Raw genomic sequence first — 11259 nt, 5'->3', positions numbered from 1 at the left:
CCTCGGTCGGCGCGCCGCGCGCCCACATGAAGTGGAAGCGGACCGGGTTCGGGATCACGGTCGCGAGGAACGCGGCCTGGCGCGGGGTGAGCTCGGCGGCGGGCACGCCGAACCAGTGGCGCGCGGCGGGGCCGATGCCCCACAGCCCCGGGCCCCACTCGGCCACGTTCAGGTAGATCTCGAGGAGCCGCGCCTTGGGCACGGTCGCCTCGAGCGCCACCGTGAGCGCCGCCTCGCGCACCTTGCGCGCCAGCGTCTTCTCGCGGGAGAGGTACAGGTTCTTCGCGAGCTGCTGCGAGATGGTCGATCCGCCGCGCACCAGCCGGCCGCGCTCGGCGGCGGCGGCGAAGGCGTTGCGCAGCTCCTCGAACTCGAAGCCGGAGTGGCCGTAGAAGCCGGCGTCCTCGCTCGCGGTCACCGCGCGGATCACGTGCTGCGGCAGGCTGGCGAGCGGGACGAAGTCGGGGTTGCGCGGGCCCACCAGGATCTCGGGCGGCGTGCCGCGCTCGACCTCGGGCCGGTGCACGAACGGCGCGCGCAGCGCCACCGGCGGCGCGCGCCGGGCCGCCTCGCGCATGCGCGCCAGGTCCAGCCCGGCGTCCAGCGTCCAGGCGGCCGGCGCGAGCAGCGGGCCGGCCAGGTCGAGGTGGGCGTCGAGCGTGCCGGCGGGCCGCGGCGCCTCCGGCGGCAGCCCCAGGGCCGGCGGCAGCGCGGCGACGGCCGCGGCGAAGTCGAGCTTCTCGAGCCGCACCGAGAGCTCGAAGGGGAGGCCGGGGCCGAGCCGGGCCCCGCCGGACACGGCGGCGGGGATGGCGCCGAAGAGCACCACGCGCCCCCCGGAGAGCGACACGCGCCGCTCCGCGCCCTGCCAGGCGACGTCGCCCTCGGCGGTGGCGGAGATCGGCCCGAGCGGCTCGGCGCCGATCCGCTCGCCGGCCACCGTGGCCCCCTCCACCGCGAGCACGGCGCGCCCGCCGAGGCGGGACAGATCCGGCGCCGCGTCCAGCGTCGCGTCGAGCGAGAGCGTGCCGTCGCGCAGCGACACCGCCTCCGCGCCCAGCGCCTCGGGGATCGCGGCGGGCCCGAGGTGGCGCACGCCCAGGGTGACGCGCCAGCCGGAGGGCTCCCGCCGCGCGTCCACGGCGGCCGTCGCGCCGCCGGGCAGGCGCAGGTCGGCGCGGAGGCGCTCCTCGCCGTCGCCGCGGTCGCGCGCGAGCCGGGCGTCGAGCGGTCCCAGCTCCACGTACCGGCCGTGGAGCGCGAAGGCCACCACCAGGTCTCGCACCTGCACCGACGGCCACGGGGCCTCGTCCGCGTCCTGCGGCGGCTCGGGGGCGGCGGGGGACGGGGCGCGCGCCGGCGCGGCGGCGCGGCGGGAAGGGGAGCCCCGCAGGCGCTCGCCGAGCTCCAGCAGCGATCGCCCGGAGCGGCCCGCCTCCACGCGCACCCCGGTCATCCGCACCGAGGCGAGCTCGGCGCGGCCGGCCAGCAGCGCGAGGAGCCGCGGCCGGGCCTCGACCCGCTCGACGCGCAGCACCGGCGGGGCCCCCGGCCCCACGCCGGCGATGGCGAGCGGGCCGAACGAGACGCGGAGCAGCGGCGAGACGTGGACGTCGGGGCCCAGGGTGACGTCGCCCACCGACGCGCGCAGGCCGGCGAGGATCCGGCGGCGGAGCGCGGCCTCCGCGGCGGGGCGCGACAGCGCCACCAGCGCCACCCCGTACAGGCACGCGAGCGCCAGCGCGCCCCAGGCCGCGGCGCGCCAGAGGGGGCGCAGCGCCAGGCGGGGGCGGGAGGGGGTGGGCGACGGGGAAGCCATGGAATCGCGCGCTCTTTACCGGGCGGGTCGCAGGGGGTCAACCGGTTCCCCGGCCGGCCCGTGGACGCGCACTCGAGGGGATGAAACCGCCGTCCTGGCTGTTAACATCCCGGCGAATGGCGTTCCTGGGCCCCAGCCTGCGACGGAGGAAGGTGGACGAGCGGCCGGGCACCCGGACGACCGCCGCCATCCTGCTGTCGCTCGCGTTCAACGCCTTGATCTTGCTGATCCTCGGCCGCGTGGGCGCGTTCCAGCTCGGGAAGCCCGCCGCGGTCCGGCCGGTGGCGCTCGCGCCGCTCACCGCCGACCAGTGGGCGGCCAACCGCGCCATCGTGGGCGGCCAGCCCCCGCCCGCCGCCGCGCGGCCGCCGGAGCTGCCGAAGATCCCGCCGCCCCCGCCGCCGCCGGAGGAGCGCCGGGCGCACGGGCAGATCGTGGACGTGGCGCCGTCGAAGGACTCGCGCCCGCCGAAGGACTCCCGCTTCCTGTCCGACCGCGACAACACCGTCGAGAAGGAGTCGCGCTCGCGCTTTGCGGGGACCCAGGCATTCGAGAACACGCTGCCGGCGCCGTCGGACGGCCTGAAGCGGAAGGCGCCGGCGCCGCAGCCGGAGGCCGGCGAGAACGGCCAGGCCGCGAAGAGCACGCCGGGCAAGGAGGGGCCGTCGGCGCCGCGCGGCACCGGCGCGGAGAAGCTGGTCATCCCGGAGCAGCGGGCGCAGGAGCGGCTGGCGCTCGCGCCGAGGCCGGCGGAGCCGGGCTCGGGCGACGTCCCGGTCGCGCCCCGGGCCGACCAGCAGCGGCTGAACGGCGGCGGTCAGGCCCTGCAGGTGCCCGGCGGCGCCGGCGCGCAGGGCGGCGGCCGCAAGTCGGGCATCGACCGGCGGCTCCTGCCGGATCCGCAGAACCTCGCGCGCATCGCCGGCGGCCCCAGCCCGGACCGGCTCGAGGGCGTGGAGGAGGGCGACGCCACCGCGCTCAACACCCGCTCGTTCAAGTACGCCACGTTCATCAACCGCGTCGGCATGGCCATCTACCGCGAGTGGGATCCGAACCGGGCGTACCAGGCGCGGGATCCCGACGGGAAGGTCTACCCGGCGCGCGACCGCACCACGTCGATCGAGCTGGTGCTCGACGGCGAGGGCACGATCCGCTTCGTGAAGCTGCTCGACTCGAGCGGCCTCGACTTCCTCGACCAGGAGGTGGTCCGGGCGGCGCGGGCGGCCGGGCCGTTCCCGAACCCGCCCGCGGGGCTGGTGGACGCGAGCGGGCAGATCCACCTCGCGCTGGCCTACACGCTGGAGATGCGGCGGGCCTCGCGGGTGCAGGTGCTCATGCCCTCGCTGCCGTCGCAGCGGCCGTATCCGGAGTGATTCGCCGCGCCCGCGTCCGCGGGCCGGTCCCGTTCCACAGGAGGAGCCCAGATGCCCCAGGTGCAGCGCGTCCCGATGCGCGCGGTCAAGAACGTGGTCCTCATCGCGCACGACAGCCGCAAGCAGGACCTGCTGGACTGGGTGAAGTACAACCGGCCGGTGCTGCGCGAGCACCGCCTGTTCGCCACCGGCACCACCGGCGGGCTGGTGCAGGCGCAGACCGATCTCCCGGTCACCCGCTTCAAGAGCGGCCCGCTCGGCGGCGACCAGCAGGTGGGCGCGAAGATCGCCGAGGGCGAGCTGGACGTGCTGGTGTTCTTCTGGGATCCGCTCGAGCCGCAGCCGCACGATCCGGACGTGAAGGCGCTGCTCCGGATCGCGGTGCTCTACAACATCCCCACCGCGTGCAACCGCGCCACCGCCGACTTCCTGGTGGCCTCGTCGCTCTTCCACGGCGAGTACGAGCGCATCGTGGAGGACCACGCCGCGAAGCGGCAGGCCTGGCTGGCCGGCCACGGCAGTCGCTAGGTTCCGCTACAGCTTCAGCGTCCCCTTCACGCCGATCTGGAACCAGCTGTGGAAGGCCCGGTCGTGGATGCGGCCGGACTCGTCGCCCCAGCCCGGCACCGACACGTCGTAGCTCGTGTACTGCCCGGCGCTCCACGAGACGAACGGGCCCATGGTCAGGTACGGCGAGAGCGCGAGGTCGAGGCCCGCCTCCAGCATCGGGAACTCGAAGCCCGCCCAGCTGAACTCCGCGATGGTCCCGGTGCCCGGCTCGTACGCCTCCGCGTTCAGCACCTCCAGCCCCATCCCGAAGCCGACCCACGGGTCGACCACCTGGTACGGCTGGAGGTGGAACTGCACGTCGAAGCCGAAGCGGATGTCCGAGCCGTCGCAGGAGCGGCCCTGGACGCAGAAGTCCTTCGAGATCGAGGCCGGCGCGAGCTCGAGGTAGATGCCGCCCCACACCGCCGGGTTGAAGCGGTAGCCCAGCTCGAGCCAGATCGGCACCTTGTGCCGGACGAGGTCGTCGAGCTTCGGGTAGAGCGGCGCGCCGGTCGCGTCCACCTCGTCGGAGATGTCCCCGGCGGGCGCGCCGTAGGCGAGGCGCGCGGAGAGCGTGAGCCCCTGCTCGCGCGGCCCGGCGGGCTGGCGCGGCGGCGGCCGGCGGGGATCGTACTGGCCGGCGGCCAGCGCGGGCAGGGCGGCGACGACGAACAGGGCGAGCAGGCGGTTGCGCATGGTTCCTCCGCGGCCCCACGGGGCGCGCCGCGATGATAGCGCGCCCGCCGGCCGGCTACTCGACGTTCATGCCCGGCTGCCAGCGCAGCACGGGCTTGCGCGCCGCGCGCGTCTCGTCGAGGCGCGCGCGGACCGGCCGTGTGGGCGCGGCGCGCACCGCCTCCGGGTCCGTCTTCGCCTCCTCCGCGATGGCCTTCATGGCGGCGACGAACGCGTCCAGCGTCTCGCGCGACTCGGTCTCGGTCGGCTCGATCATGAGCGCGCCGTGCACCACCAGGGGGAAGTAGATGGTGGGCGGGTGGAACCCGTGGTCGATGAGGCGCTTCGCCACGTCCATGGTCGTGACGCCGGCGTCCTTCTGCTGGGCGTCGTCGAACACCACCTCGTGCAGCGAGTCGGTGGGGTAGGGCAGGTGGTACGTGCCCTCCAGCTGCTTGCGCACGTAGTTCGCGTTCAGCACCGCCAGCTCGGCGGTGGCGCGCACGCCCTCCGGGCCGTACTCGCGGATGAGCGCCCAGGCGCGCACGAACATGCCGAAGTTGCCCCAGAACTCGCGCAGCTTGCCGATGGTCTGGGGCCGCTCGCGCGCCTCGGTCACCAGGCGGTAGCGCTCGCCCTCCTTCACCACCAGCGGCAGCGGCAGGTGCGGCACGAGCGCCGCCTTCACCGCCACCGGGCCGGAGCCCGGGCCGCCGCCGCCGTGCGGGGTCGCGAACGTCTTGTGCAGGTTGTACTGCATGACGTCGAAGCCCATGTCGCCGGGCCGCGCCACGCCGAGCAGCGCGTTCATGTTGGCGCCGTCGCCGTACACCAGGCCGCCCTTGGCGTGGACGATCCCGGCGATCTCGGCGATGTGCGACTCGAACACGCCCAGCGTGTTCGGGTTGGTGATCATGATGGCCGCGACGTCCTCGTCCATGGCGGCGCGGACCGTCTCCGGGTGCAGGCGGCCGTCCGGGCCGGAGGCGAGCTGCACCACCGCGTAGCCGTTCAGGGCCGACGAGGCCGGGTTGGTGCCGTGCGCGGTGTCGGGGATGAGCACCTTCTTGCGCGGGTTGCCGCGCGCCTCGTGGTACGCGCGGATGAGCATGAGGCCGGTCAGCTCGCCCTGCGCGCCCGCGGCCGGCGCGAGCGTGGTGGCGTCGAAGCCGGCGATCTCGGAGAGCGCCCGCTCCAGCCGGTACATCAGCTCGAGCGCGCCCTGCGCCAGCTCGGCGGGCGCGAGCGGGTGGAGCTCGGCGAAGCCGGGCAGGCGCGCCAGCGCCTCGCTCGACTTCGGGTTGTACTTCATGGTGCAGGAGCCGAGCGGGTAGAACCCGGTGTCGATGCCGTGGTTCCAGGAGGAGAGCCGGGTGAAGTGCCGGACCACCTCCAGCTCGGACAGCTCCGGCAGCCCGTCCACCGCCGGGCGCACCAGCGCGGCGGGGAGGTCGCTCGCGTCGAAGTCGGCGGGGGGCGGGGGCAGCGAGACGCCGCAGCGCCCGCGCGAGCCGTGCTCGAACACGAGCGGCTCCTCGTACGCGAGGCCGCGCACCGCGCCGCCCAGGCCGGGCGCCTCGGCCGCGGCGCCGCCGCCCTTCGCCTCCTGCTCCATGCTCGGCTTCCAGCCGGTCGGGTTCGCCATGGCTAGCTCCTCACCGCGCCCGCGAAGAGCTGGATGAGCTCGGGGCCGTGCAGCTCGGTCGTCGCGCAGAGCAGGGCGCCCTTCGCGTGCGGCGCGTCCGGGTACCAGCGCGCCAGCGGCGCGTCCGGGTACCAGCGCGCCAGCGGCGCGCCGGCCACGATGCCGCGCTTGGCGAGCCTCGCCACCACCGCCTCGGCGTCGCCCACGTCGAACACCTGCTCGTTGAAGAACGGCCCGGAGTACACCGGGCGGCAGCCGGCCCGCTCCATGGCGTCGCGCAGCATGCGGGCGCGCCCGTGGTTGAGGCGCGCCAGCTCGGCGAGGCCGCGCTTGCCGAGCAGCGACAGGTGGATGGTGGAGGCCAGCGCGCACAGGCCGGAGTTGGTGCAGATGTTCGACGTCGCCTTCTCGCGGCGGATGTGCTGCTCGCGGGTGGAGAGCGTCAGCACGAAGCCGCGCCGCCCCTGCTTGTCCACGGTCGCCCCGGCCACGCGGCCGGGCATCTGGCGCACGCTCTTCTCGCGGGTGGCGAGGAAGCCCGGGGCCGGGCCGCCGAAGGACATGGGGTTGCCGAAGCTCTGGAACGTGCCCACCGCGACGTCGGCGCCGAGCGCGCCGGGCGACTGGAGCAGGCCCAGCGAGACGGCCTCGGCGGTGGCCGAGACGGTGAGCGCGCCGGCCTTGCGGGCGATGGCGGCCGCCTCGGGCAGCGCGTCCACCACGCCGAGGAAGTTCGGGTAGCCGAGGATGACGCAGGCGGTCCGGCCGTCCACCGCCTGCTCCAGCGCGGCGAGGTCGGTGCGCCCGTCGGCGCCGAACGGCACCGTGACGATCTCGTCGCCGGTCGAGCGCAGGTAGGTGGCGAGCACCTTGCGGTACTCGGGGTGGAGCGCGGCGGAGACCACCACCTTGTCGCGCCCGGTGATCCGGCCGGCCATGAGCGCCGCCTCGGCGGTGGCAGTCGCGCCGTCGTACATGGACGCGTTCGAGACGTCCATGCCGGTGAGCAGGCACACGAACGTCTGCCACTCGAACAGCGCCTGCAGCGTGCCCTGCGAGATCTCAGGCTGGTAGGGCGTGTACGCGGTGAAGAACTCGCCGCGGAGCAGGAGCTGGTCCACCACCGGCGGCACGTGGTGCGGGTAGCACCCCGCGCCGGCGAACGGCGGGTGGGCGGTCTCGTTGCGGGCCGCCAGGCGGCGCAGCTCGGAGAACAGCGCGATCTCGTCCGCCGCGGGCGGCAGGTCCAGCGGGCGGTCGAGCCGGAGCGCCTGCGGGATCGAGCGGAACAGCTCGTCGACGCGCTCCGCGCCGATGACGTCGAGCATGGCGCGGACGTCGTCCGGGGTGTGCGGGTGGTATCGCAAGGCTTGGCTCCGCGGCGACCTCGCCGCGAGGGAGGGGGACCGCCCGGCGGGCGGCGCTCGGCGCTACTCCTGCTCCTCGACGAACGCCTTGTACGCGGCGGCGTCCATGAGCGTCTCGAGGTCCTTCGGATCCGAGGGCTCGATGGTGATCATCCAGCCCTCCTCGTACGGATCCTCGTTGATGGTCTCGGGGGCGTCGGAGAGCGGGTCGTTCACCTCGATCACCTTGCCGGAGATCGGGGCGAACAGCTCGGACACGGCCTTGGTGGACTCGACCACGCCGAACGACTCGCCCTTCTTGACCGTGTCGCCCACGTCCGGGAGCTCGACGTAGACGACGTCGCCGAGCTGCTCCTGGGCGAAGTCGGTGATCCCGACCACGATCGCGCTGCCCTTGCGGCGCGCCCACTCGTGCTCGCGCGTGTACCTGAGGTCCTCGGGGATTTCCATGGTCGTCTCTCCGTCACTTCCGCGTGTAGAACGGCGTCTTCACGGCCTTGGCCGCCGCGGCCCGGCCGCGGATCTCGACTGCGAAGGTGGAGCCCTCGGCGGCGAGCGCGGGGGGCACGTAGGCGAGCCCGATGGCGGTGCCGAGCGACGGGCTCTTGGTCCCGCTGGTCACCTCGCCCACCTTGCGGCCGTCCTGCAGCACCGGGTAGCCGTGCCGCGGGATGCCCGCGTCGGTGAGCTGGAACCCCACCAGCTTGCGCGAGAGCCCCTGCTCCTTCTGCTTGAGCAGCGCGTCGCGGCCGATGAACTCGCCCTTGTCGAGCTTCACCACCCAGGCCAGCCCGGCCTCGAGCGGCGTGGTGGTCTCGTCCATGTCCGAGCCGTAGAGGCGGTACGCCATCTCCAGGCGCAGCGAGTCGCGCGCGCCGAGGCCGCACGGGGCGATCCCCTCCGGCGCGCCCGCCTCCATGAGCGCGTCCCAGAGGCGCGGGCCCAGGTCGGCGCGGCAGAACAGCTCGAAGCCGTCCTCGCCGGTGTAGCCGGTGCGGGCCACCATGCAGCGGACGCCGGCCACGTCGCCCTCGCCGAAGCGGTAGCTGCGCATGGCGGAGAGGTTCACGGTGGTGAGCCGCTGCAGGAGCTGGGCGGCGAGCGGGCCCTGCAGCGCGAGCTGCGCCCAGTCGTCCGACTCGTTGCGGACGTCGGCGCCGGCGGCGTGGCCCGCGAGCCACTCGAAGTCCTTTTGCCGGTTGCCCGCGTTGACGCAGACGAGCAGGTCCTCGGCGCCGCGGCGGTAGACCACCACGTCGTCCACGATGCCGCCGGAGTCGCGGCACAGGCAGCCGTACTGCGCCTGCCCGTCGGCCACCTTGGAGAGGTCGTTCGTGAACAGCCGGCCGAGCGCGGCGAGCGCCCGCGGGCCGCGGAACACGACCTCGCCCATGTGCGAGACGTCGAACAGGCCGACGCGGGTGCGGACGGTCTCGTGCTCGGCGAGGATCCCCGAGTACTGGACCGGCATCTGCCAGCCGGCGAACTCCACGATCCGTGCGCCGGCGCGGACGTGCGTGTCGTAGAGGGGCGTGCGCAGGGCCATGGGCGCCTCGGGTGGGGATGGGCGGGCGGATTCTATCGGGGTTGACCGGAGGGTCAAGCGCGCCAGGACGCGGGATTTCGCGCCCGGCGCGCCCGAGCAGTAGCCGCTCGCGCGGGGGTCCGCAAGGTGCCATCGCGCGTTCCAGGCGGCACCGGAAGGGGCTGGGGCACGGGCGCACGGCCGGACGGGCGGCCGGCGCCGGGCGCCGGCGCGCTCACCGGCACGCGACCGGCTCGCAGCGTCCCGCGCCCGCGGCCGCGCAGCAGTAGAGCGCGGTGCCGTCGTCCGACTCGAAGCGGTAGCGCCAGCCGCCGTCGCCCACCTCGAGCACGCCGAAGCCCCAGCGCACCGCCGCGAAGAGCAGCTCGGCGCCGGGCGCGGAGACCTCGTGGAAGCGCTCCGCGCCGCGCGCGCGGGAGCCGTTGCCGGACACGAGCACGTCCACGCCGCCCGGCGTCCGCAGGTGCTGCAGGTCGTGGTCGTGCCCGGCGAGCCAGGCCCGGATCCGGCCCTGGCCGGCCGCGAGCAGGCGATCGACGCGCGAGAGGTACTCCGGCGTCGCGTCGTCGTGGTGGGAGCCGGCGGTGACCGCGGGGTGGTGGCCGACCAGGAAGCAGGCGCGCGCGTCGCAGCCGGCCGCCGCGGCGGCCACGAACGCCTCCTCGTCGGCGAAGGTGAAGCCGCCGTAGTCGCCCTTGAGCAGGTTCGTGTCCACCACGATGAAGCGGGCGGGGCCGCGGTCCACGGCGTAGTGCCGGCCGGGCATGGACCAGAGCGGCGACGCGTGCGCCACCTCGAGGCAGGCCTTGCGCCGCGCCGCGGTGGCAGGCTCCACGCCGGGCACGGCGCAGCTCCCGGCGGTGGCGACGTCGTGGTTCCCGAGCGCGAGGTGGATGGGCACGCCCGCCAGCGGCGCGAACGCGTCCTCGAAGCGCGCGAAGCTGGGATCGGCGGGGGCGGCGTAGCCCGCGGCGACCGTGTTCCCGTCGTCGGCGAAGCGGCAGTCGGCCGCGCCGGGCACGGTGGCGTCCGGCCCGCAGTTGTAGACGTTGTCGCCGGGCGCGACGGCGAGGTCGAACGGCGCCCGCCGGTGCGCCGCGGCCATGCCGTCGGAGACGGCGCGCTGCTGGCAGTTCGGCTCGCCGATGTCCGCCACGTGCAGCACGCGGAGCGTCGGCGAGAAGGGCGGGGCGGCCGCCGGCGCGCGGGCCGCGCCGCTCCGGTAGGTGTAGTCGAGGTCGACGCAGGTGCAGCAGCCCGAGGCGCCCACGAGCGCCACGGCCATGGCCGCGAGCGCCCGGGCGCAGCGCCTCACCGGGCGACCCGCTTCGCGAGCTCCACCGTGTTCACGAGCAGCATGGCGCGCGTCATCGGGCCGACGCCGCCCGGCACCGGGGTGATGGCGGCGGCGCGCGCGGCGGCCGCCGCGAACTCCACGTCGCCCACCAGCTTCCCGTCGGCGAGGCGGTTCATGCCCACGTCGATCACCACCGCGCCCTCCTTCACCCACGCGCCCTTCACCAGCTCGGCCTTGCCGATGGCGGCCACCAGGATGTCGGCGCGGCCGACCTCGCCGGCGAGGTCGGCGGTGCGGGAGTGGGCGATGGTCACGGTGGCGTGCCGCTCGAGCAGCATCATCGCCATGGGCTTGCCCACGATGTTGGAGCGGCCCACCACCAGCGCGCGCTTGCCCTTCGGATCGACCTTCGCCTCGTCGAGCATCCGCATCACGCCGGCGGGCGTGCAGGGGCGGGGGACGCCGGCGATGCCGATCGAGAGCGCGCCCACGTTGAACGGGTGGAAGCCGTCGGCGTCCTTGGCGGGCGAGATGGCGTCGAGCACGGCGCGCTCGTCCACGTGCTTCGGCAGCGGCAGCTGCACCAGGATGCCGTGCACCGCCGGGTCCGCGTTCAGCCGCGCGATGAGCGCGAGCAGCTCGGCCTGCGCCGTGGTGGCGGGGAGGTGGTGCTCCACGGAGGTGATGCCCACCTCCTCGCAGTCCTTGCGCTTCCCGCGCACGTAGATGGCGGAGGCGGGGTCGTCGCCCACCCGGACCACGGTGAGGCCCGTCTGCACGCCGCGGGCGGCCAGCGCGCGGACCTCGGTCGCCACCTCGCCCTTCACCTTCGCCGCGATCTGCTTGCCGTCGATGAGGATCATGAGGCGCGCGAGTATAGAGCAGGCCGCGCGCCCGTGTCCCCCATCCTGGACGCTTGTGGCGCGCGCCGCGCGTGCGAACCGTGCTCGGCGGACCACCCCTCGCTCCCGACCACGCCCGGAGGCCG

Annotated in this window: 10 protein-coding genes; 2 read left to right on the top strand and 8 right to left on the bottom strand. The window is 75.0% G+C overall.

The features are described from left to right. The coding region (locus PSR1_RS17185) for a transglycosylase domain-containing protein (protein ID WP_059438682.1) at window positions 1-1819 on the bottom strand (1819 nt) is incomplete at its 3' end. A 116-nt stretch (window positions 1820-1935) separates the two neighbouring features. On the opposite strand from PSR1_RS17185, the gene PSR1_RS17180 reads away from it, so the two are divergent. Further along, window positions 1936-3192: an energy transducer TonB gene (locus PSR1_RS17180; RefSeq protein WP_059438681.1), complete on the top strand. Its 1257-nt coding sequence runs from the start codon at window positions 1936-1938 to the stop codon at window positions 3190-3192. 51 nt (window positions 3193-3243) lie between these two features. Further along, window positions 3244-3720: a methylglyoxal synthase gene (locus tag PSR1_RS17175; RefSeq protein WP_059438680.1), complete on the top strand. Its 477-nt coding sequence runs from the start codon at window positions 3244-3246 to the stop codon at window positions 3718-3720. 6 nt (window positions 3721-3726) lie between these two features. On the opposite strand, the gene PSR1_RS17170 is transcribed toward PSR1_RS17175, so the two are convergent. From PSR1_RS17170 to folD, 7 genes are all read right to left on the bottom strand, one after another. Next, window positions 3727-4437: a hypothetical protein gene (locus PSR1_RS17170; RefSeq protein ID WP_059438679.1), complete on the bottom strand. Its 711-nt coding sequence runs from the start codon at window positions 4435-4437 to the stop codon at window positions 3727-3729. Window positions 4438-4492: 55 nt separating this feature from the next. Beyond that, window positions 4493-6061: an aminomethyl-transferring glycine dehydrogenase subunit GcvPB gene (gene gcvPB, locus PSR1_RS17165; protein WP_059438678.1), complete on the bottom strand. Its 1569-nt coding sequence runs from the start codon at window positions 6059-6061 to the stop codon at window positions 4493-4495. A gap of 2 nt (window positions 6062-6063) precedes the next feature. Next, the gene (gcvPA, locus tag PSR1_RS17160) at window positions 6064-7428 is read right to left on the bottom strand and encodes an aminomethyl-transferring glycine dehydrogenase subunit GcvPA (RefSeq protein WP_059438677.1); all 1365 of its coding nucleotides are present in this window, start codon (window positions 7426-7428) and stop codon (window positions 6064-6066) included. A 63-nt stretch (window positions 7429-7491) separates the two neighbouring features. Beyond that, on the bottom strand, window positions 7492-7878 hold the full coding sequence (gene gcvH, locus PSR1_RS17155) for a glycine cleavage system protein GcvH (protein ID WP_059438676.1): 387 nt from the start codon (window positions 7876-7878) through the stop codon (window positions 7492-7494). A gap of 13 nt (window positions 7879-7891) precedes the next feature. Further along, entirely contained in the window at window positions 7892-8974 is a 1083-nt protein-coding gene (gcvT, locus tag PSR1_RS17150) for a glycine cleavage system aminomethyltransferase GcvT (RefSeq protein WP_059438675.1), read from the bottom strand. A 214-nt stretch (window positions 8975-9188) separates the two neighbouring features. Beyond that, complete coding sequence (locus tag PSR1_RS17145; RefSeq protein WP_237758099.1) at window positions 9189-10289, bottom strand: metallophosphoesterase; 1101 nt, start codon at window positions 10287-10289, stop codon at window positions 9189-9191. Continuing rightward, entirely contained in the window at window positions 10286-11134 is an 849-nt protein-coding gene (folD, locus tag PSR1_RS17140; protein ID WP_059438673.1) for a bifunctional methylenetetrahydrofolate dehydrogenase/methenyltetrahydrofolate cyclohydrolase FolD, read from the bottom strand. The genes PSR1_RS17145 and folD overlap by 4 nt, the downstream gene beginning before the upstream one ends. Between the last annotated feature and the right edge of the window lie 125 nt (window positions 11135-11259).

Source organism: Anaeromyxobacter sp. PSR-1, assembly GCF_000964525.1.
Taxonomy (GTDB): domain Bacteria; phylum Myxococcota; class Myxococcia; order Myxococcales; family Anaeromyxobacteraceae; genus Anaeromyxobacter.
The sequence above is the reverse complement of the archived record's forward strand: the minus strand, read 5'-3'. Positions and strand labels throughout refer to the sequence as shown.

What these genes read in the sequence shown, in the direction of transcription:
- PSR1_RS17180 (WP_059438681.1), top strand. Translation starts at nt 1,936, where the DNA reads ATGGCGTTCCTGGGCCCCAGCCTGCGACGGAGGAAGGTGGACGAGCGG.
- PSR1_RS17175 (WP_059438680.1), top strand. Translation starts at nt 3,244, where the DNA reads ATGCCCCAGGTGCAGCGCGTCCCGATGCGCGCGGTCAAGAACGTGGTC.
- PSR1_RS17170 (WP_059438679.1), bottom strand. Translation starts at nt 4,437, where the DNA reads ATGCGCAACCGCCTGCTCGCCCTGTTCGTCGTCGCCGCCCTGCCCGCG.
- gcvPB (WP_059438678.1), bottom strand. Translation starts at nt 6,061, where the DNA reads ATGGCGAACCCGACCGGCTGGAAGCCGAGCATGGAGCAGGAGGCGAAG.
- gcvH (WP_059438676.1), bottom strand. Translation starts at nt 7,878, where the DNA reads ATGGAAATCCCCGAGGACCTCAGGTACACGCGCGAGCACGAGTGGGCG.
- gcvT (WP_059438675.1), bottom strand. Translation starts at nt 8,974, where the DNA reads ATGGCCCTGCGCACGCCCCTCTACGACACGCACGTCCGCGCCGGCGCA.
- folD (WP_059438673.1), bottom strand. Translation starts at nt 11,134, where the DNA reads ATGATCCTCATCGACGGCAAGCAGATCGCGGCGAAGGTGAAGGGCGAG.